Genomic DNA, 20,448 nt, shown 5'->3' with positions numbered 1-20,448 from the left:
GCCCCCTAATAGACCGGCGGCGCGATGACCCAGATCGCGACAGCCGGTTCGGCATAGGGGTTGGACCACGCGAAAGGTTCGGCGCGGATGCGAAAACTGTCCCCGGTTTCAAGCGTGTAGGACCGCTTCGCGATCACAAGGTCGAGCTTGCCCGAGACGATATAGCCAACTTCCTGCGTTGGACGCGTCACCGCTTCGGCAAGGTGCGCTCCCGGCTGGAAGGTGGAATGCACGACCTCGAAATCATCTGTCAGGTCCGGCGACAGCAACGCCTCCACAAGCCCGCTCTCCCCGGACCCGATCGGGCGCCGCGCGTGGCTGCGCACCACGTATCCCGCTTCATCCGCCGGAGCGGGGGCCGCGCCGAACAGGGTCGAGACGGGCACATCGAGCACACGGGCGAGGTGGCGCAAATCGGTGATCGACGGCTCCGACAGATCACGTTCAACCTGACTCAGCCAGCCAACCGACCGGCCCAACGCATCGGCCAGCGCCTGAAGCGTCATGCCCCGGGTGCGCCGGAGCGCCCGCAAGTCAGCACCCAGAGTGCTTGAATCGGCGAATCGGGAAACCATGGCAGGCTCGTGAAAATCTGTTTGTGATTTTCACGATGACTCAAGCGAATGAAAAAATCCAGCCAATTTTCATCCGCATGCCGGATTGCGCGCAGCCGTCCGCGCGCCATGGCTCTCGTATACGGCCAGAGCGGACCCTATGCCGCCAACGGGTCCGGGCAATCGGCAAACGCCTTGTCCAGCATGGCCTGCAACGCGGAGGCGTCGGCTTCTGAAAACGCCGCCGGCAAATCGCTGTCGATATCCAGCACCGCGATCAATCCGCCAGCCGCATTGCGCACCGGCAAGACAAGCTCCGACCGGGTCGAACTGGCACAGGCGATGTGGCCGGGAAAGGCATCCACGTCGTCGACGATCTGCGCCTCGCCCATGCGGGCGCAAGCCCCGCAGACCCCGCGCGAAAACGGGATCGTGAGACAGCCATGCCCGCCCTGATACGGCCCCACCTTAAGCAACTCCGGGCCGACAACGCGGTAGAACCCGGTCCAGTCGAACCGGTCATCGGCGTGATGCAGCTCACAGGCAAAGGTCGCCATCAGCGACACAGCATCGGTCTCCCCCTCGGTCAGCGCCGCAACTGTCTGCGCCAGCGCGGCGTAATCGGCCCGGGCGCTCATGGCCGTTCAATCGCGATGGCCGTGCCCTCGCCGCCGCCGATACAGATCGCGGCAACGCCCCGTTTCAGCCCACGGGTCTCCAGCGCATTGAGCAGCGTCACGATGATGCGCGCACCCGACGCCCCGATCGGGTGACCCAGCGCACAGGCCCCGCCATGGACGTTCACGATCTCATGGTCGATCCCCATTTCATGCATGAACGCCATCGGCACCACCGCAAAAGCTTCGTTCACCTCCCAGAGATCCACATCCGTCGTGCTCCAGCCAAGCTTGTCGAGCAGCTTGCGGGCCGCCGGCACCGGCGCAGTCGGGAAGTGCGCCGGGGCTTGCGCATGGCTGGCATGACCCATGATCCGCGCCCGCACCGTCGCGCCCGATGCCTCCGCCGCCGCCGCCGTTGAGAGCACAAGGGCCGCCGCCCCATCGGAAATCGACGAGCTGTTTGCCGGGGTCACGGTGCCGTCCTTGCGGAAGGCGGGCTTGAGTTGCGGGATCTTTTCCGGGCGGGCGTTGCCGGGTTGCTCGTCCTGCGCCACCACCACGTCGCCGCGGCGCGTCGCAAGGCTCACCGGGGTGATCTCGCCGCGGAATGCATCCGATTTCTGGGCCTCGAGCGCGCGGCTCAGCGAGGCCAGCGCATAGGCGTCCTGCGCCTCGCGCGTGAACTGGAAGGCCTCCGCGCAATCCTCGGCAAAGGTGCCCATGAGCCGCCCCTGATCATAGGCATCCTCGAGCCCGTCGAGAAACATGTGATCGATGACCTGCCCATGGCCGATCCGCGCCCCTGCCCGCATCTTGGGCAGCAGGTAAGGCGCAAGCGTCATCGACTCCATGCCCCCGGCAACAATGGTCGCCGCATCGCCCAGCGCCAGGCGGTCAAACGCCATCATCGCGGCCTTCATGCCCGAACCGCACATCTTGTTGAGGGTCGTGGCCGGCACCTCTTCGCCCAGCCCCGCGGCAAACCCCGCCTGACGGGCCGGCGCCTGCCCCTGCCCGGCCGGCAGCACGCATCCCATCAGCAGCTCGTCAACCTGTGGCGCCTGGGCCTGATCGAGCGCCGCACGGATCGCGGCGCCACCAAGATCCTTCGCCGTACAATCGGAAAAAACGCCTTGAAACCCACCCATGGCGGTGCGCGCCGCACCTGTGATCACAACCTCATGCATCTTCGCCTCCTTGCACATGCCGGCTTTGGCACTTCCTTACCGAATCGTAAGGAATGGCGTCTAGGGTTTGCAGAGGTTTGGCAATCCCGAGGTTACGATGGATATCCGCAAGGACGCAAAAGACGGGGTGGATCTGCTGCATGTGGATGCCGCGCGCATCGACGCATCCATGGCGATCCGCTTCAAGGACGAGATGCGCACGATCACGGCGCAGGGCCAACCGCGGGTCGTGCTGGACCTCTCCACGGTCGAATTCATCGATTCAAGCGGACTCGGGGCGATCGTGGCCGCGATGAAAGCGATGCCCGCCGGAACGAAGCTGGAGCTGGCCGGCCTGACGGACACGGTGGACAAGGTCTTCCGGATGACACGCATGGATTCGATCTTCACGATCCATCCCTCACGGGCCGAGGCAATCAGTTGTGGGTCTTGACACACGGGTTGCTGCGCAGAGGAGCCAACCAGATTTCATGGCGATGATGCGCGACGATATCTTGCGGTTCGAATACCGAATTGGCTGTAGCGCGACAGCGGTGCATGGGCTTCTGGTCGATCAACGCAAGAAGCTGGTGGAGGCGCATCACCCGGCCCAGGACAATCCCGTGTGGGAAATCGTCATGGCCGAGGTGCTCAACAATATCTCGGAGCACGCCTATGGCAATGACGACAAGGGCGAGATCCGGCTCTGTCTGAGCTTCCATCCAGAGCAGCTCTTTGCCGTCATCTGCGACGACGGGTTGGCCATGCCCGACGGCTGCCTGCCCCGGGGTGACTCGCCAAGCCTCGACGGCGAGACACTTGACCTGCCCGAAGGCGGGTTCGGTTGGAATCTCGTACACCGTTTGACAGACACGCTGCACTACGAGCGCGCGAATGGGCAAAACACCCTGCGGATTGGCCTCAGGTTCGACCCTTCGTAGTGTTCCTGATACGATCCCTCGGGCGGCACGCGGCCACCCCGCGTCGCGCGGCCGCCTTCCGTCGCATCAACAGACCAACCGCCTCAACTGTCCCCGTTCCGGCTCCCGGCAACCACCCCCAAACGCGCCCCGCGCAACCGCGCGGCACTGTCCCCGTCGCGTCGCCCCGCAACCGCCCCCAACTGCGCGACCCGCGCAACCGTTGCGACGGCATCGTCGCACTGCGCGACCTGCGCAAACGTAGGGACGCCCCTGTCCCACCGCGCGACCCGCGCAACCGTTGGGACGGCCCCGCGCACTGCGCAGCACCCCTTTAGGACTGTCCCGCTGTGCTGGCCGCACGCACCGCATCAAGAAGGGCCGCGTCGGACAAGGACACCGGGTTGCCTTTCATTGATGAGGCCTGTTGCGCCTCGGACACCCAGGCCGCTGCCGCGTCCTCATCCTCCCAGACCAGCCGCTCAAGCCCTTGCTCTTCGATCCATGCGGCCAGGCCGTCAAGCGCCTCGGCCTCAGGCACATCCAGCGCCGCACCGATGGCCGAGAGCACGGAGGACACCCTCTGCGGATCGGCCCCCGCGGCCGCGTTTGCGCGCAAGATCGGGACCAGCAAGCGGCCACAGATCACACCATGGGCCTGCCCCGTGCGCCCGCCAAGCACCCCGGCCAAACCATGCACGGCGCCCAGCCCCGAATTGGCCAGCGCCAGCCCGCCACACAGCGAGGCAAAGGCCATATCGTCAAACGCATCGTCCCCGTCGCCATCCATCAAGCGACGCAAGGCCGCCAATCCGCGCTCTATCGCTGCAAAGCTGATCGCGTCGGTCCAAGGGTTCGCCTTGCGCGACAGATACGGCTCGATCACCTGCACCACGGCGTCCAGCCCGGAGGCCAGAAGCACCCCCCGCGGACACCCTTCCAGAAGCCCGGGATCCACAACCGCCTGCTCCGGCACCATGCGCGGATCGCGCAAGGACACTTTGCGCCCATGGCTCGGCACGCCGATCACGGCGTTGCGCGTGACCTCCGCCCCGGTTCCCGCGGTTGTGGGCATGGCCGTCACCGGCAAAGGGGCCTGCTCCAACGCCCGTCCCTCGCCGACCCCTTCCAGGTAGGTCAACGGCGCGCCCGACTGCGGCACCAGCGCCGCGATGGCCTTGGCCAGATCGATCACCGACCCCCCGCCGATGCCGAGCACCCGACCGGGCGATCGGTCCCGCGCATCCGCCAGAGCGGCCTCGAGCCGCGGCAGGTCGGGCTCACCCGCCCCGCGCAGCACGCCAGAAAGCAACCCGGCCGCGCCCAGCGCGGCCTCGGCCGTGTCGGCAAAGGGCGCAGAACCGCGCACAAGCAGAACCGGCGCGCCATCGCGCACGAGCCTGTCGAGCGCCGCCGGGGCCGTGCCACGACCAAACTGCACCGAAGATGGCAGGCTGAGTTGAAACGGCTCCATAGCTCAGAACGCCTGCGCTGCGGCAACCGCGCGGGTCCACGCATTGTATTTTTCCGCGCGCAGCGCCGCGTCCATGGAGGGCGTGAAGCTGCGCTCCAGCGCCCATGTGGCCGCAAACGCGTCCTGATCCGGATACAGTCCCGCGCGCTGCCCGGCGAGCCAGGCCGCGCCCATCGCCGTGGTTTCCAGCACATCCGGACGGTCCACCTGGGCGCCGAGGATGTCGGACAGGAACTGCATTGCGTAATCGGACGCGCTCATGCCGCCATCGACCCGCAAGGTGGCAATCTCCGCCTGCGCGCCGGACCCGGCCCAATCCCCCTTCATCGCTTCGAGAAGGTCGCGCGTCTGGTAGCCCACGGATTCCAGCGCGGCGCGCGCAAACTCCTCGGGCCCCGAATTGCGCGTCAGGCCAAAAACGGCCCCCCGGCATTCGGCATTCCAATAGGGCGCGCCGAGCCCGGTGAACGCCGGTACAAGCACCACCGATTGCGCGTCATCGGCGCGCTCCGCAAGCGGTTGCGTCTCGCGCGCTTCGCGGATGATCTTGAGTCCGTCACGCAGCCATTGCACCACCGCCCCGGCGATGAAGATCGACCCTTCCAAAGCAAAAGTTGGCTTGCCATCGAGCTGGTAGGCGATGGTGGTCAGCAAGCGATTGGTGGAGACAACCGGTGCATCCCCGGTGTTGAGCAAGGCAAAACAGCCCGTTCCATAGGTCGACTTCAACATGCCCGGCGCAAAACACGCCTGCCCGATCGTTGCTGCCTGCTGGTCCCCCGCTATGCCGAGAATCGGGATTTCCGCGCCGAAAAGATCCGCCCGCGCCATGCCAAAATCCGCCGCGCAATCCTTGACCTCCGGCAGCAGAGCCATCGGTACGCCGAGCATGTCGCACATCGTTTGCGACCAGCGGCCCTTGCGAATGTCGTAGAGCATCGTGCGCGCGGCATTGGTGGCGTCGGTGACATGCACCGCGCCGCCCGTGAGGTTCCAGACCAGCCAGCTGTCCACCGTGCCAAAGGCCAGCTCCCCCGCCTCGGCCCGGGCCCGCGCACCCTCGACCTCATCCAGAAGCCACGCCACCTTGGTGGCCGAGAAATACGGATCGAGCAGCAGCCCGGTGCGATCCGTCACCGTCTGTTCGTGCCCTTCCGCCTTGAGCCGCTGACACATCCCCGACGTGCGCCGGTCCTGCCATACAATGGCATTGTGGATCGGCTTGCCGGTCTTGCGGTCCCAGATCACCACCGTTTCGCGCTGGTTGGTGATACCGATCCCGGCGATATCTCCGGCGCGCAACCCGGCCTTTTCCATCGCCGCCCGGCATGTGGCCGCCGTTGTCGACCAAAGATCCGAGGGATCATGCTCGACCCAGCCCGAGGCCGGATAATGCTGCGCGAACTCCTCCTGCGCCGTGGCCGCGATCCTCAGGTCGCCGTCAAAGAGGATGGCCCGGCTGGACGTGGTCCCCTGATCAATCGCCAGAATATATCCCATGATGGTGCTCCCCTGTTCCATCCCTCCAAAAGGCCGCCCCGGTCTCTCTCCCGGTGCTGACGCGACCGGTGCGGACGCGCTGCGCCGCAGTCCCGCGCCATGGCGGCCATCCCCCGGCAAGCACCCGTCGCGCGGCCTTCGGCCGGCCACCTCCGTCGCAAGCGGATGCAACCATGCTTTGCGCGGTCTTAGCGGATCTTCGCGCGATTGATCAAGTTTCTTGCGCGTTTGCTTTCGCTTTTTTGCCGAATTGGCCGCCCTTTTGCCCGGAACGCGCTTGCCTTGACCGCAGCGGTCATGTCACCATCTTACATACCAAGATCTGCATTCGAGGAGCCAGCCCCCGCATGTCCCAGACGTTTCGTCTGCCCGAAATTCTGGAAATCGCGCGACGCGAGGGCAAGGTGACTGTCGACGGACTCGCCGAGCGGTTCGGGGTGACGTTGCAGACCATCCGCCGCGACCTCACCGAACTGGCAGAAGCCGGTCGGCTCGAACGGGTCCATGGCGGCGCGGTTTTGCCATCCGGAACCACCAACATCGTCTATGAAGAGCGGCGCTCGCTCAACGCCGACGCCAAAGCCAGCATCGCCGAAACCTGCGCCGCCCGGATTCCCAACGACATTTCTGTCTTCCTCAACATCGGCACCTCGACGGAAGCGGTGGCGCGCGGGTTGTCCCGCCACACCGGGTTGCTGGTTGTGACCAACAACCTGACCATCGCCAACATCCTGGCCCCCAACGAGTCCTGCGAGGTGATTGTCACCGGCGGGTCCCTGCGGCGCAGCGATGGCGGGTTGGTGGGCTCGCTCGCCGCCGAAACCATCCGGCAGTTCAAGTTCGATTTTGCCGTGATCGGCTGCTCGGCGCTGGACGAGGAAGGCGACATTCTGGATTTCGATATCCAGGAGGTTGGCGTCAGCCAGGCCATCATCCGTCAGTCACGCCGAACCTTCCTCGTGGCCGATCATTCCAAGCTCACCCGTTCCGCGCCGGCCCGGATCGCCTCGCTTTCCGAGATCGATACGCTGTTCACCGATACGCCCCTGCCCCCCGCTTTGGCGCGGCGCTGCGCCGACTGGGGCACCGATGTGATCACGACCACCCTTTGATCTCGCCGCGCAACACCCTATGACCCGATGACAAGACGCGGCTCGATCCGGCCACCGCGCCGGGCGTGCCGATTGACCGCCAACCGACCACCGCTCCCGAAAACCGCTCCGCCCTGATCGGCGCACGCCCCAGTCCGAGGATCGTCCATGCCCGTTACACTCCCCGTCAAGGACCGGTTCCACCTGCCGGATGGCATGATCTATCTCGACGGCAACTCGCTTGGTCCCGTGCCGCGCGGGGTGGAGGCGCGCGCGGCCGCGGTGATCGGCGAAGAATGGTCCGACCTGCTGATCAAGGGCTGGAACGCGGCGGGGTGGATGGCCCTGCCGCAGAAAGTCGGTGACCGCATCGCCGGTCTGATCGGCGCGCCCGCGGGCTCCGTGGCCACCGGGGACACGCTCTCGATCAAGGTCTACCAAGCGCTTGGCGCCGCGGTCCACATGCGCCCAGACCGGCGCGTGATCCTCTCCGACAGCGGCAATTTCCCGTCCGATCTCTACATGGCACAGGGTCTCACGCGGCTTCTGGGACAGGGCTATACGCTCAAGACACCCGCGCCCGAGGACGTGGCCTATGCCATCGACGATAGCGTCGCCGCCGTGATGCTGACCCATGTGGACTACCGTTCCGGGCGTCTCCACGACATGGCCGCGATCACCCGCAAAGCGCAGGACGCAGGGGCGGTCATGATCTGGGATCTGGCGCATTCCGCCGGGGCCGTGGACCTGGATCTCGCGGCCAGCAACGCCGAATTCGCCGTCGGGTGCAGCTATAAGTATCTCAATGGCGGCCCTGGCGCGCCCGCCTTCATCTACGCCCGGCCCGACCTGATCGACAGCGTGGAACCGGTGCTCGCCGGATGGCTCGGACATGACGCGCCCTTCGCGATGGAGCCCGGCTATCGTCCCGCCATGTCCACCGAGCGGTTGCGCGTTGGCACGCCCCCGGTGGTGCAGCTCGCCATGCTCGATGCGGCGCTCGATGCCTGGGAGGGCGTGTCCATGGCCGACCTGCGCGCCGCGTCGCAACGCCTGTCGCAAGGCTTCATCGCAGAGGTGGAATCCCGCTGCCCGATGCTGACCCTCGCCTCCCCGCGCGACCCCGAAGCCCGCGGCTCGCAGGTGAGCTTCGCCTTCGACCATGGTTATGCCGCGATGCAGGCGCTGATCGCGCGCAACGTGATCGGCGATTTCCGCGCCCCGAACATCATGCGCTTTGGCTTCACGCCGCTCTATCTCGACGAGGCCGATGTGCGACGCGCCGCGGAAGTCCTCGAAGAAATCATGAAAACCGAAGCCTGGCGCGATCCTGCCTACCAGACCCGCGCCGCCGTGACCTGATCGGCGAGCGCGGCGGGCACCGCACGCGCCATGCCCCCAAGCTGAAGCGATGCTGCCCAGAGTGAAACTGCCCGCAGCGCGGGGGTCTCATGCGCCACCGTGCCACCGCGCCAGTCCACAGGCCGATCCCAGAGCGGCCCCGGCAAGTCGCGCCACTCCACGTCGAGATGCAGGCCCGCATGCTGGAACAGGTAGCGCAGCGCATGTGGCGGCAGGCTGATCCCATATGCATGGCGGCGGGCCCGGTCGGGCACCGGCGTCGGCCCGAGGCCCCGGCGTAGCGCCGCCAGCGCTTCGGCCATATCGCGCGCGTCATAAGACAGCGCCGCGATCAGCGCCCGGCGCCCCTGCGCGTCAAGGGCCGTATCGTCCAGCCCGTCAAGCAGCCGCAAACACTGCGCCATGCCGCGCCGCGCCTGCAACAGCGCGTCGTGCGGCGCTTGCGGGTCATCGAACCGTGCGCCGCTCACCGCGTCTCGCCATCCACCATGCTGCGCATGAATCCCAGCCGTTCCATGATCGGTGCGTCGGAAAAGCGGAACAGGTCCAGCCCCGCCCCGTCCTCCGTCTCGACGCTCCAGGGCACCCAGCTCGGCACGACAAAAAGATCCCCCTTCTCCAGCCGGTGCCGCGCCCCGTCGAGCACCGCTGCGCCCTGCCCGTCGAACACCTGGAAAACCGAACTGCCCACCTCGCGCCGCTCGGCAGACACCGCGCCCTGCCTGAGCCGATGGAACTCGCAGCGGATCGTCGGCATCACATCGCCACCCGTGGTCGGGTTGACAAAGCGCAGCCCCGCATGGCCCGGCCCATAGGTCGCCGGATGCCCCTCATCCTCAAGCGCAAGCTGCTCCGCAAGCGCGCGGTCCGTATGCGTCCATCGAAAGGCGCAAAGCGGTGAGCTGACCGTTTCATGCAGTTGTGACAGCGGCCGCAATCCGGGATGGGCCCAGAGCCGCTCCCCGCGCGAAAACGCCGGGGTTGCCGCATCCGTCACCCGATCGGAGCCGAACTCGAAAAAGCCCACGTCATTGGTCTGCGAAAACGGGATGTCGAGCCCGTCAAGCCACGCCATCGGTGCATCGCTGTCATTGTGATGGCCGTGGAAATGCCATCCCGGCGTCAGCAACAGGTCGCCGCGGCTCATGCGGACCGGATCGCCATTGACCACCGTCCAGACCCCTTCACCCTCCACCACAAAGCGAAAGGCGTTCTGAGCGTGCCGATGCTCCGGCGCCACCTCGCGCGGCCCGAGATACTGGATCGCGGCCCACAGGGTCGGGCTCACATAGGCCGCGCCGCCGAGGCCGGGATTGGCCAGACCGATTGCACGCCGTTCGCCGCCCCGGCCCACCGGCACCAACGCGCCCGCCGCCTCAGCCAGAGGAAGCAAGGTGGACCATTTCCACAGATGCGGCACCGCCCGGGGCTTGGGGTGCATCGGCATCAGATCCCCGGTTTGCGTCCAGAGCGGGTTCATGTGGTTGGCCGCGAAATCCCTGTAGAGCGCATCCAGCGCCGCGCTCTCCTCCGGTGTCATCTCCTGCGCCACATTGGCGTGATCGAGCTCTTCGTTCATCGACACATCCTCCCTGCCCGCCACGATGCCGCGCCGCACCCCGCCTGTCACCCCCTTGCCGCGCCAGTGCACGGGCCGCATGCACCACAACGCGGCGCGCAGCGCTGGCCCGCGCCAAAGCCGTGTCGCTCTGGTCGTATCGCAAAGACCTCCCCCGCGTCGTCCCGACGCGGAATAACCGCGCGCCACGATGCAAGGGCGTTCCGGCCCCGCCGGATGGGCGCGGTGCTCCGCCCGCCCGCTCGCCGGATCCTTCGGTGAACGCGGGCGGGACGCGACCGGCCAGCCACACGCCGCGTCAGCGCGGCGCGGCGCGGGCCGCATCGAGACCCGGCAGGCGAAACACCGTCCGGACCGGCGCCGCGCTCAATAGGGCATCGGATGGGCCTTGTGGGTCGCGTCGATCTCGGCACAAAGCTCTTCCGTGAGCGTCACAGTCGCTGCCCCCAATGCGTGCTCCAGCTGTGCCGTGGTGGTCGCGCCAAAGATCGACGACGCCACGAAGGGCCGGCGCGCCGACCACGCCAGCGCCATGTGGATCGGGTCGACCCCATGCGCCGCGGCCAGCGCATGATAGGCGTCCACCGCCGCGAAGGCCCGCTCCGTTTTCCGGCCGCCAAGTTGCGGGCCGTAGAACATGCGGGAGCCTTCCGGCACCGCGCCGTTTTGATACTTGCCCGTCAGAAGGCCCGCCGCGAGGGGCGAGAACGGCAGCAGCCCCACATCCTCGTTCACCATCAGCTCTGCAAGATCGGTGTCCGCCAACCGGCACATGAGCGAGTATTCGTTCTGGATCGAGGCCACGCGTGGCCCGCCCGTCTGCTCCGCGATCCGCAACCAGAGCGCGGTGCCCCACGCGCTTTCATTCGACAGCCCGAATGCGCGCACACGGCCCTTCTCCACCTCGCGCCCCATGGCGCCAAGCACATCATGCATGTGCTGCTCGGTCTCGGCGCGATTCTGCCCCGACGGATCGTAGTGCCAGTTCTGCCGGAACATGTAGCTGCCCCGGTTCGGCCAATGCAGCTGGTAGAGGTCGATGCAATCGGTCTGCAAGCGCTGAAGCGACCCTTCTATGGCCACCGCGAGGGTCTCCGGTGTGATCGGCGCGCCATCGCGCACCGCCTGCAGCCCAGCCCCGGAAATCTTGGTGGCAAGGATCCAGTCGGCCCGCCGTCCCGTCCGGGCCATCCACGCCCCGATCACCTCCTCGGAGCGGCCCACCGTTTCGGCCTCCACCGGGTTGACCGGATACATTTCCGCGGTGTCGATGAAATTGATCCCGTGATCGAGCGCCATGTCCATCTGGCGATGCGCATCCTCCTGATCGGTGTGACGGCCATAGGTCATCGTGCCAAGGCACAGCTCCGACACGGAAAGGCCCGTGCGTCCAAGGGGGTTCATCTTCATCGCCTGTCCTCGCGTTTTTCGTCGGTCTATCTTGTCGCTTCCCAGATGGCACATGGGGTGACCGGGTCAAGGCGCATTTGCACCGGCGCAATTGCTCCGGGTCAATTGCTTGGGGGGAGGAGAGAGCCGCAAGCAACCGCGCTGCAGAAAATTATGGCTGCGCCGCAGTCAAGGCTGGAACAAAATAAGAACATTTATTATTATGGGGCCATGCCACCGACCCTCGATCCCCGCCTGAGTCGCCACACGCATCGCCCCGGCCCCCGGCTTTCGGTCTGGCCCGGCGTCGCGCTGGCGCAGGCCCGTGTGCATGAATTTTGCGGCCGGGCGCGACGCACGCTGGCGTTGATGGCGGCGGCACGGCTGGACGGTCCGGTGTTCTGGATCGCGCCGCGCCGGGGCGCCGACCCGCTCAATCCGGAAGGGATCGTCTCCTTCATAGACCCCGCGCGGCTGATCTTCCTCTCCCCCGGCCGGGGCGAGGATCTGCTGTGGTGCATGGAGGAGGTGCTGCGCTCGGGCGTGGTGCCGCTCGTGGTCACCGATCTGCGCGACCCGCCGCCCATGACCCCGGTGCGGCGGCTGCACCTGGCCGCCGAAACCGGCGCGGGCGGTGAAACCGGCCTGACCGGTGCCGCGGGCTGCGCGCCCATGGGGCTGTTGCTCACCCCCGGTGCGGGCGGCGCGGCCGGGATCGAGACCCGCTACCAGATGGAGCCTGCGCATCTTGCCGGGCGCAAGCGCTGGCACCTGCGCCGTCTGCGCGCGCGCATGGCCCCGCCGCAGGACTGGTGGCTGGAACAGGACCGCCTGACCCCCGTGGCGCAGCCCGACACAGCGCTCGCCGCCGAATAACACCCGACGCGCCGAACAGACGGGGACCGCGATACGCGCTCCCCCGTTGCACGGCCCTGCGATCCACCACAGCCCCGGAGGACCACCCGGCCATCCCCTGGCCCACAGCCACAAAAAAACCGCGCCCGGCCCCGGACGCGGCACCATGCATTGCGTGCGGCCAAAGAGTCAGTCGTCGATTGGCTGCGCCTCGTCGACAAGCATGATCGGAATCCCGTCACGGATCGGAAAAACCAGTCCGGCCGCCTTGCTGATCAGAACGCTTCTGTCCGCATCATAGCGCAGACCGGTCTGTGTCACCGGACAGACCAGCGCTTCGAGCATATGGCGGTCAAAACCCCGCTCTGCATCACCCGTCATTGCACCAACCCTTCGTCATCCCCGCCCCGCAAGTCGTATTCGATCAGCGTGACGAGCGTTTCCCGCCGCGTCGCAAGCGACGGGGCCTCAAGCAAGGCTTGCTTTTCTTCCGGGTCGAAGTCCAGCAGCATCGACAGGGAGTTCAGCAAAAGCTCGTCCTCTGCCTCTTTGAGCGTTTGCCAATCCGCCGACAGATCGCGCGCGGAGAAGTAACGGTCGAGCAGATCCATGAACCCGGCGCGGTCAAAGCCCTTGTCTTCCTCGACCCCTTCGCGATCCCGTTCGAACCCGTCCCAGCTCACCTTGCAGCGCCGGTAGGGCGTGAAGCCCTCAACCTCGCTCAACACCCGAAACCGCGACAGCCCGGACAGCGTGATCATGTAGCGCCCGTCCTCGGTTTCGGAAAACTGCGAGATCCGGCCGGCACAGCCGATCCGGTGCAGCCCCTTGTCTTCCTTGCCGGCGCCCGGCGCAGGCGCCGGTTGCACCATGCCAATCAGACGGGTTTCGGTTTTCAGCGCATCGTCGAGCATCGCAAGATAGCGCGGCTCGAAAATGTGCAACGGGAGCCGGGCGCGCGGCAACAGCAACGCACCCGGAAGCGGAAAGACCGCGATCACATCCGGAAGATCGGTGAAACGTTTCATGATCGACCAGCTAGCCCAGTGCGGGCGTCAGGCAAATATCAACGACGAGAGTTTTCTGCGTCCGTTCAGCACAACCGGATCGCTTGGCTTGAGCGAATCAAAGATCACGAAAAGCTGTGTCTTGGCCGCCTCGTCGTTCCACGTCCGGTCGCGCCGGAAAATCTCGAGCAGGTGGTCCACAGCCGCCTCGGCTTCACCTGCCGAATACAACGCCTGCGCAAGGTCATAGCGCGCCTGATGATCGCCGGGATCGGCCTCGACCGCCGCTGTGAGCTCGGCCACCGGACCGGCATCCGCTGCCTGGCGCGCCAGCACCAGCTTTGCGTGCGCGGCCTCGAGTTCGGGTGCCGTGGAAATCTCCGCCGGCGCGCCGTTCAGGATCGCCTCGGCCTGGTCGAGATCGCCGAGCGCCAGATGCGCCGAGACCATGCCCGCATAGGCGCGCGCATTGGCCGGATCCTCGCCAAGGATCGCCGCATAGGTCTGCGCCGCATCGGTCGCGGCCCCCTGTTCCAGCATCTCGTCCGCGGCATCGAGCGCATCGTCGAGCCCGTTATCGGCGGCGCCGCCGCCGGCTTCGACCACGCGATCGACAAAGGCCTTGATCTCGGATTGCGGGACCGCGCCCTGGAACCCGTCCACCGGCTGGCCTTGCCAGAAGGCATAGACGGTCGGGATCGACTGGATGCGCAGCTGGCCTGCAATCATCTGCGCCTCGTCGACATTGAGCTTGACCATCTTGACCGCCCCGCCCGCGGCGCGCACCGCGTCTTCGAGCATCGGGCCAAGGGTCTTGCACGGGCCGCACCACGGCGCCCAGAAATCCACGATCACCGGCGTGGTCATCGAGGCATCCACCACCGCAGCCATGAAATCGGCCTCCGCGATGTCCTTGATCAGATCGTCATTCGCCGCAGCCGTTTGGCCGCCACCCAGTTCCAACATGTCGGTCTCCTCCGCGCTGAAGGTTGTTGAGGGACAGATGGCGTATAGAGGCTTTACTTGCAAGGGATGGTGCGTGCGGCACGCGACGGAGTGGGGGCCAGCCCCCACACCCCCGGGATATTTCTGGCCCAAAGAAATCGGGCGCATGCAGGCGGAACGGGAACGCCGCATGACCCTGGCCCGACAGGGCGAGACGGCGTGGCGCGCGCCGCCTGTTGGCGCGGGCGGCGCGTCCGGAAGCCCGGCGGCGTGTCTCGCGGGTTGGCTTGGCCACCCGCGCAAGGTGGGCGCGGCGCATCCTTCATGCGCATGGACTGTGCATGAGATGTGCATGGGATGTGCATCGCACGCCACAGGGCTGTGGGGCATCCCGTTCAGAGATCGAAGGTCGCAAAAACCGGGGCGTGATCGGATGGTTTCTCCCAGCCACGCGCAGCGCGCAGGACACGGCTTGAATGGGCCGCGTTTGCGATGTCGGGGGTCGCCCAGACGTGATCGAGACGCCGGCCCTTGTCTGCTGCGTCCCAGTCGCGGGCGCGGTAGGACCACCAGCTGTAGAGCTGGCCGTCGGGAATATCCTTGCGGGTGACATCGACCCACCCGCCGGCCTCCTGCGTCTGGGCCAGATGGTCGACCTCGATCGGAGTGTGGCTCACCACCTTGAGCAATTGCTTGTGCGACCAGACATCGTCTTCGCGCGGGGCAATGTTGAGATCGCCCACGAGGATCGCCTTTTCGGGGCGTTCGGCATGGAACCAGTCGCGCATCTCCGTGAGGTAGTCGAGCTTCTGTCCAAATTTCTCGTTCTTGTCTCGATCGGGCAGATCGCCCCCGGCGGGCACGTAGAAGTTATGGATTGTCAGACCATTATCCAATCGGCCGGCAACATGGCGGGCATGACCGAGCGACGCGAAATCCTTGTCCCCGACATCCTCTATGGGCAGGCGGGACAGGATCGCGACACCGTTATAGCCCTTTTGACCCCGCGCCACGCGATACCCGTAGCCCAGCGCTTCGAAGGTCTCGGTCGGGATCTTCTCGACCGGGCTCTTGCATTCCTGCAGGCAGAGGACATCCGGCGCCTCCTCGCGCAGCAGCTTTTCGACAAGCCCCTCGCGCAGACGGATCGAGTTGATGTTCCAGGTGGCCAGCGTGATCGACATGAGAGGCGTCCTTGGGTCAGAAATACCCGCAGCACGGATGCGGTGATCCTGCTGCGGGCGGGTCGTGGAAGCGGCGGGAGTGGACCCTATTCGGCAGCCCAGCCGGAGACGGCCTTGACCTCAACGAAATCATGGATGCCGTAAGCGCCGCCTTCCCGGCCATTGCCGGACGCCTTCATGCCGCCAAACGGCGCCCCCGCCCCGCGGCTTTCTCCGTTCATCTCGACCATGCCGGACCGCAACTGACGGGCCAGGCGCACCCGACGCGCATCGTCGCTGGACTGGACATAGTTCGTCAGCCCGTAGGGCGTATCATTGGCAATGGCCACCGCCTCTTCCTCGGTCTCGAACTTCATGATCGACAGGACAGGACCAAAGATTTCCTCACGTGCGATGGTCATGTCATTGGTGACATCCGCAAAAACCGTCGGCCGGACGTAATAGCCCTTGTTGAAACCCTCCGGACGACCCGGCCCGCCGGTGACAAGCCGCGCGCCTTCGTCGATGCCCTTCTGGATCAGGTCCTGGATCTTCTCCCATTGGGTGGCGTTGACAACCGGGCCGATGTGGCGGCCTTCTTCGGACGCGGGTCCGACGGTGACTTTCTCCGCCACGGCCCGCGCCTCTTCGACCGCCGCATCGTAGCGCGATGCTTCCACGATCATGCGGGAGGGCGCATTGCACGATTGGCCCGTGTTGTTCATCATGTGCAGCACCCCGCGCTTCACCGCCTTTTCATCGGCGTCCGCGAAGACCAGGTTGGCCCCCTTGCCGCCGAGTTCGAGATGAACCCGCTTGAGCGTATCCGCGGCGGCCTTGGAGATCAGCTTGCCGGCGCGCGTCGAGCCTGTGAAGCTGACCATGTCGACATCGGGATGGGCCGAAAGCTGCGATCCGACGCCAACGCCATCGCCGTTGACGAGATTGAATACGCCCTTGGGCAGCCCGGCCGCCTCCACGCAGTCGGCAAACACCATCGCGGAAATGGGGCTTTCCTCCGAGGGCTTCAGGATCATCGTATTGCCCGATACAAGCGCGGCCCCGACCTTCAGCGAGATCTGGTTCATCGGCCAGTTCCAGGGCGTGATGAGTGCGCATACACCGACCGCTTCATGCAGGATCCGGCTGTTGGGCGCATGATCGCCCAGCGGCTTCTCCCATTCAAAAGCTCTGGCTGCGCGGATGAAATCCTTAAGGTGGCCGAATCCGGCGCCGAATTGCTGGCTGCGCGCCATGTCGATCGGAGCGCCCATTTCCATGGAAATCGCCTGCGCCACGTCTTCGGAGCGCGCCTTGTATGCCTCGAGGATGCGCTCCAGCGCAGCGATCCGTTCCTCCACGGGTGTCGCCATCCAGCCCGGAAGCGCGGCCTTGGCGGCGGCGACGGCGGCATCGGTGTCAGCCTGTCCGCCAAGCGAAATCGTTGCGCAGGGCTCCTCCGTGGAGGGGTTGATGACTGCGTGATCCGTACCGTCCAGCGGTGCCACCCATGCCCCATCGATGTAGAAGTCTTTTCTCTCGATCATTGCACGCTTCCTTGTCTCCAAATTCGGCACATGAGCCATTTTGCGGCACTGTGTCACCGGGTGGTGGCGGGTGCAAGACGGGGCTTCAATCGCCAGGGGCGGGTCCTTATGTAACAGGCATGCAATCATGCGAAGGAAACGCCCATGGCTTTACGCATCAATGACGAAATCCCGAACCTGACGGTCACCACCGATCAGGGCGAGATCACCCTGCATGACTGGATCGGCGACAGCTGGGCCATCCTGTTCTCCCATCCCAAGGACTTTACCCCGGTTTGCACCACCGAGTTCGGCGCCGTTGCGCAACTGGCGGATGAATGGGAAAAGCGCGGCACGAAGGTGATGGGCATCTCGGTCGATGGGGTCGAGGACCACATCCGCTGGAAGGGCGATATCGAAAAGGTCGGCGGCGCGGCACCGGGCTTTCCGATCGTGGCCGATGACGGGCTGGAAATGGCCAAGGCCTTTGACATGCTGCCGGCCGAGTATGTCTTGCCCGACGGGCGCACGCCGGCGGATTCGCAAACGGTCCGGGTGGTGTTCATCATCGGGCCGGACAAGAAACTGAAGCTGTCGATGACTTATCCGATGACAGTGGGTCGGAACTTTGCGGAAGTGTTGCGCGCGCTTGACGCGCTCCAGACCTCGGCGCGCGAGAACGTCGCGACACCGGCGAACTGGGCGGTCGGCCAGGATGTCATCGTGCCCGTCGCGGTCTCTGACGACGACGCCCGGGCGAAATACGGTGAGATCGAAACCGTGCTGCCCTATCTTCGGAAGGCCAAGCTGCCAGGCTGACGGGCGCGTTTGAAGAAAGAAGGGGGGCGCTGCCCCCCGCCTGCGGCTCCCCCCGGGATATTTCCGGCCCAAAGAAACCGGGCCGCAGGCTCACGATGCGCTTTTTTCTCCAAGCCGCGGCGCCGCCGTGTCGAGCACCAGTTCGGCGTCTGAGAACCGAAACGGCGCGCGCACGCCGGGCACACCCTGCGGTGCGATTTGCAATCCTCTTGCCTTGACCTGCGGGTCGTCGAACACCGCACGCATGTCATTGATCGGCCCGGCGGGGATACCATGCGCCTCGCAGCCTGCCAGAAGCTCCGTGGAGCGCCATTGGCGGGTCTGGCTCATCAGCCTTGCAATCATCGTCTCGCGATTGGCGACACGATCTGCATTGGTCGCAAAGGCAGGATCGCGGGCCATGTCGTCCAGCCCAAGCAGGCCACAGAGCCGCTGATACTGGCCATCGTTTCCGGTCGCGATGATGATATGGCCATCGGCGCAGTCAAACACCTGATAGGGCGTCAGGTTGGGGTGATAATTGCCCGTTCGCCCGGGCGGCGTTCCGGTTGTGAGATAGTTCAAGGACTGGTTTGCCATGGCCGCCACGGCACAATCCAGAAGCGCCATGTCGATGTGCTGGCCGCGCCCGGTCCGCTCGCGCTGATGCAGGGCGGCGAGAATGCCCGCGACCGAATACAGGCCCGTGAAGAGATCGGTAACCGCAACGCCGGCACGCTGGGGCTGGCCGTCCGGGTCGCCGGTGATCGACATGAAGCCTGACATGCCCTGAATGATGTAGTCATAGCCTGCGCGGTGCGCGTAGGGACCGTCTTGGCCAAAGCCCGTGATGGAGCAATAGATCAAGCCCGGGTTGACGGTCGAGAGACTGTCATAGTCCATGCCGTATTTCGCCAGCCCGCCGACCTTGAAGTTTTCGATCAGGATATCGGCATCGGCCACAAGCGCACGCATGCGGGCCTGACCGTCCTCGGACCGCAGGTCGACAACCTCCGAACGTTTGCCGCGATTGCAACTGTGGAAATAGGCGGCGGAGCGATCGTCCTCCCGATCGACGAAAGGGGGCCCCCACTGGCGGGTGTCATCGCCCGCCGGCGACTCGATCTTGATGACCTCCGCGCCAAGATCCGCCAGCGTCTGACCGGCCCAGGGGCCAGCAAGAATGCGCGCCAGTTCAATGACGCGCACCCCTTCAAGCGGGCCACGAGGGGCCGCGGTCATTCGCCCAGACGGTCGTCTAGGGTCGCGGAGAAGTCGGCATAGCTCATGTTGGAGAACAGCTCGCCATCGATCACGAAGGACGGGGTCGAGTTGATACCGTCCCGCTGGGCGTTTTGCTGATACCATGCCACGAGGCTTTCGAGCTTCGCCCCGTCGGACAGGCACGAATCGAGCTGGTCGTCGCTCATACCCGCAAGACGACCGATCTTGCGCAGCTCGTCGGCAATTTCGGCATCCGATCCGGCGCGCGCCCAGCTGCCTTGCCCCTTGTAGATCAGATCCGTGATGCCAAAGAACTTTTCGGGCCCGTCGCAGCGCGCAACAAGCGACGCCCACATGCCGTATTTGTCGAAATAGACCTCGCGATAGACGAACTTCACCTTGCCAGTATCTATATAGTTTTCCTTGAGATCCTTGAACACGCTCTGGTGGAAGGTCGCACAATGAGGACAGGTGTAAGACGCGTATTCGATGACCTCAACAGGTGCGTCGGCATTGCCAAGCACCATTTCGGTCACGCCGGAGGTATCGACCGCATCGGTCATGGTCCCGGCATCACCGCCGGATGCTTGCGCGATCACGGTATTCTGTGGCTCGGGTTGCTGCATTTGCGTGGCATACCAGTAACCACCACCGGCCAATACGATGGCCACAGCGCCTGCGGGAAGCATCCAGTTCATTGACGACCTCTTTTTGTTTCGCGTGTCAGCGCCACTCAGCGCCCGTCACGTTCGGATTTTGATATGATGTTGGCGGCCAGACGTTCAAGCGCCTGTCGCAATGTGGGGTCGGCGATATCCGTCGCCACGGTTTTGGCCTTCTCGCAGGCGCGGGGCGAAGGAGCCCGCGGGCCCATCTGCTTTTTGCGATGGGTGAAGTCGACCTGGCCTTCGGAAAAACCGGTCGGCGCCGTCTGGGTGATCCGCAATCGCCGAATGGCGTCATAGCCGTAGACTGCGTTGATCCGCTTGCGCAGTTCCTCGCGCCGCATTTCGACGACGGGCGCATTTGCCCCGGTTGTGAGCAGCACAAGCTCTGCGCCGAAATTGCCGCGCCCGTAGCTCACCTTGACCGGGCGCGCGATGGCCGCCAGCTCGGGACCGGCCACTTCTTCCCAATGGGTCAACAAGCGCGATTGCGCAAAGCCACGGGTTTCGGACGCCGTCCGGATCCGGCCTTCGACCAGCTTGGCCGTCCGGGCAAAGCCATAGGTGGTGCCACGCCGTTTGGTCACGTCATCCCTCTCTTGACCGCTAT

Annotated in this window: 22 protein-coding genes; 6 read left to right on the top strand and 16 right to left on the bottom strand. The window is 65.5% G+C overall.

Going from position 1 to position 20,448, the window contains the following annotated elements; all coding sequences use genetic code 11:
• Positions 1-5 precede the first annotated feature (5 nt).
• The 3 genes from J1C49_RS05775 to J1C49_RS05765 form a co-directional block, all read right to left on the bottom strand.
• A complete protein-coding gene (locus J1C49_RS05775; RefSeq protein WP_227444862.1) occupies positions 6-575 on the bottom strand; it encodes a helix-turn-helix domain-containing protein in 570 nt (189 codons plus the stop codon).
• A gap of 137 nt (positions 576-712) precedes the next feature.
• Positions 713-1,192 carry a GAF domain-containing protein gene (locus tag J1C49_RS05770; RefSeq protein ID WP_227444861.1) on the bottom strand — a complete coding sequence of 160 codons (480 nt, stop codon included), beginning with the start codon at positions 1,190-1,192 and terminating at the stop codon, positions 713-715.
• Positions 1,189-2,361: an acetyl-CoA C-acyltransferase gene (locus tag J1C49_RS05765; RefSeq protein ID WP_227444860.1), complete on the bottom strand. Its 1,173-nt coding sequence runs from the start codon at positions 2,359-2,361 to the stop codon at positions 1,189-1,191. The genes J1C49_RS05770 and J1C49_RS05765 overlap by 4 nt, the downstream gene beginning before the upstream one ends.
• Positions 2,362-2,458: 97 nt before the next feature.
• Here J1C49_RS05765 and J1C49_RS05760 point away from each other — a divergent pair, with 97 nt between their 5' ends.
• The gene (locus J1C49_RS05760) at positions 2,459-2,794 is read left to right on the top strand and encodes an STAS domain-containing protein (RefSeq protein ID WP_227444859.1); all 336 of its coding nucleotides are present in this window, start codon (positions 2,459-2,461) and stop codon (positions 2,792-2,794) included.
• A 37-nt stretch (positions 2,795-2,831) separates the two neighbouring features.
• The gene (locus tag J1C49_RS05755) at positions 2,832-3,281 is read left to right on the top strand and encodes an ATP-binding protein (protein ID WP_227444858.1); all 450 of its coding nucleotides are present in this window, start codon (positions 2,832-2,834) and stop codon (positions 3,279-3,281) included.
• A gap of 313 nt (positions 3,282-3,594) precedes the next feature.
• Here J1C49_RS05755 and J1C49_RS05750 read toward each other — a convergent pair whose 3' ends face one another.
• The gene (locus tag J1C49_RS05750) at positions 3,595-4,734 is read right to left on the bottom strand and encodes an iron-containing alcohol dehydrogenase (RefSeq protein ID WP_227444857.1); all 1,140 of its coding nucleotides are present in this window, start codon (positions 4,732-4,734) and stop codon (positions 3,595-3,597) included.
• 3 nt (positions 4,735-4,737) lie between these two features.
• A complete protein-coding gene (gene glpK, locus J1C49_RS05745; RefSeq protein ID WP_227444856.1) occupies positions 4,738-6,234 on the bottom strand; it encodes a glycerol kinase GlpK in 1,497 nt (498 codons plus the stop codon).
• A 347-nt stretch (positions 6,235-6,581) separates the two neighbouring features.
• Between glpK and J1C49_RS05740 the strand changes: the two genes are divergently transcribed.
• Both J1C49_RS05740 and kynU read left to right on the top strand, forming a co-directional pair.
• A complete protein-coding gene (locus J1C49_RS05740) occupies positions 6,582-7,346 on the top strand; it encodes a DeoR/GlpR family DNA-binding transcription regulator (protein ID WP_227444855.1) in 765 nt (254 codons plus the stop codon).
• A gap of 147 nt (positions 7,347-7,493) precedes the next feature.
• The gene (gene kynU / locus J1C49_RS05735; RefSeq protein WP_227444854.1) at positions 7,494-8,687 is read left to right on the top strand and encodes a kynureninase; all 1,194 of its coding nucleotides are present in this window, start codon (positions 7,494-7,496) and stop codon (positions 8,685-8,687) included.
• On the opposite strand, the gene J1C49_RS05730 is transcribed toward kynU, so the two are convergent.
• The 3 genes from J1C49_RS05730 to J1C49_RS05720 form a co-directional block, all read right to left on the bottom strand.
• Positions 8,660-9,157: a hypothetical protein gene (locus J1C49_RS05730; protein ID WP_227444853.1), complete on the bottom strand. Its 498-nt coding sequence runs from the start codon at positions 9,155-9,157 to the stop codon at positions 8,660-8,662. The two genes, kynU and J1C49_RS05730, sit on opposite strands and share 28 nt — an antisense overlap.
• On the bottom strand, positions 9,154-10,266 hold the full coding sequence (locus tag J1C49_RS05725; protein WP_227444852.1) for a cupin domain-containing protein: 1,113 nt from the start codon (positions 10,264-10,266) through the stop codon (positions 9,154-9,156). Before J1C49_RS05725 ends, J1C49_RS05730 begins: the two co-directional genes overlap by 4 nt.
• A 366-nt stretch (positions 10,267-10,632) precedes the next feature.
• Positions 10,633-11,676: an aldo/keto reductase gene (locus J1C49_RS05720; protein WP_227444851.1), complete on the bottom strand. Its 1,044-nt coding sequence runs from the start codon at positions 11,674-11,676 to the stop codon at positions 10,633-10,635.
• Positions 11,677-11,886: 210 nt separating this feature from the next.
• Between J1C49_RS05720 and J1C49_RS05715 the strand changes: the two genes are divergently transcribed.
• Positions 11,887-12,531, top strand: coding sequence for an ImuA family protein (locus tag J1C49_RS05715; RefSeq protein WP_227444850.1), 645 nt, complete (start codon positions 11,887-11,889; stop codon positions 12,529-12,531).
• A gap of 168 nt (positions 12,532-12,699) precedes the next feature.
• On the opposite strand, the gene J1C49_RS05710 is transcribed toward J1C49_RS05715, so the two are convergent.
• The 5 genes from J1C49_RS05710 to J1C49_RS05690 form a co-directional block, all read right to left on the bottom strand.
• Positions 12,700-12,891: a Trm112 family protein gene (locus tag J1C49_RS05710; protein WP_227444849.1), complete on the bottom strand. Its 192-nt coding sequence runs from the start codon at positions 12,889-12,891 to the stop codon at positions 12,700-12,702.
• Positions 12,888-13,538 carry an LON peptidase substrate-binding domain-containing protein gene (locus tag J1C49_RS05705; RefSeq protein ID WP_227444848.1) on the bottom strand — a complete coding sequence of 217 codons (651 nt, stop codon included), beginning with the start codon at positions 13,536-13,538 and terminating at the stop codon, positions 12,888-12,890. The genes J1C49_RS05710 and J1C49_RS05705 overlap by 4 nt, the downstream gene beginning before the upstream one ends.
• A gap of 27 nt (positions 13,539-13,565) precedes the next feature.
• Positions 13,566-14,483: a co-chaperone YbbN gene (locus J1C49_RS05700; RefSeq protein WP_227444847.1), complete on the bottom strand. Its 918-nt coding sequence runs from the start codon at positions 14,481-14,483 to the stop codon at positions 13,566-13,568.
• 374 nt (positions 14,484-14,857) lie between these two features.
• Positions 14,858-15,646, bottom strand: coding sequence for an exodeoxyribonuclease III (locus J1C49_RS05695; RefSeq protein WP_227444846.1), 789 nt, complete (start codon positions 15,644-15,646; stop codon positions 14,858-14,860).
• Positions 15,647-15,732: 86 nt separating this feature from the next.
• Entirely contained in the window at positions 15,733-17,172 is a 1,440-nt protein-coding gene (locus tag J1C49_RS05690; protein WP_227444845.1) for an aldehyde dehydrogenase family protein, read from the bottom strand.
• A 144-nt stretch (positions 17,173-17,316) separates the two neighbouring features.
• Between J1C49_RS05690 and J1C49_RS05685 the strand changes: the two genes are divergently transcribed.
• A complete protein-coding gene (locus J1C49_RS05685; protein WP_227444844.1) occupies positions 17,317-17,970 on the top strand; it encodes a peroxiredoxin in 654 nt (217 codons plus the stop codon).
• Positions 17,971-18,060: 90 nt separating this feature from the next.
• On the opposite strand, the gene J1C49_RS05680 is transcribed toward J1C49_RS05685, so the two are convergent.
• The 3 genes from J1C49_RS05680 to J1C49_RS05670 are packed head-to-tail and all read right to left on the bottom strand — an operon-like array spanning position 18,061 to position 20,425.
• On the bottom strand, positions 18,061-19,191 hold the full coding sequence (locus J1C49_RS05680; protein WP_227444843.1) for a CaiB/BaiF CoA-transferase family protein: 1,131 nt from the start codon (positions 19,189-19,191) through the stop codon (positions 18,061-18,063).
• Positions 19,188-19,871, bottom strand: coding sequence for a DsbA family protein (locus J1C49_RS05675; protein WP_227444842.1), 684 nt, complete (start codon positions 19,869-19,871; stop codon positions 19,188-19,190). The genes J1C49_RS05680 and J1C49_RS05675 overlap by 4 nt, the downstream gene beginning before the upstream one ends.
• 35 nt (positions 19,872-19,906) lie before the next feature.
• On the bottom strand, positions 19,907-20,425 hold the full coding sequence (locus tag J1C49_RS05670; RefSeq protein WP_227444841.1) for a DciA family protein: 519 nt from the start codon (positions 20,423-20,425) through the stop codon (positions 19,907-19,909).
• Between the last annotated feature and the right edge of the window lie 23 nt (positions 20,426-20,448).

Source organism: Cognatishimia sp. F0-27 (assembly GCF_020667845.1).
Taxonomy (GTDB): domain Bacteria; phylum Pseudomonadota; class Alphaproteobacteria; order Rhodobacterales; family Rhodobacteraceae; genus JAFMPQ01.
This window is presented reverse-complemented; position numbering and strand designations above follow the sequence as displayed.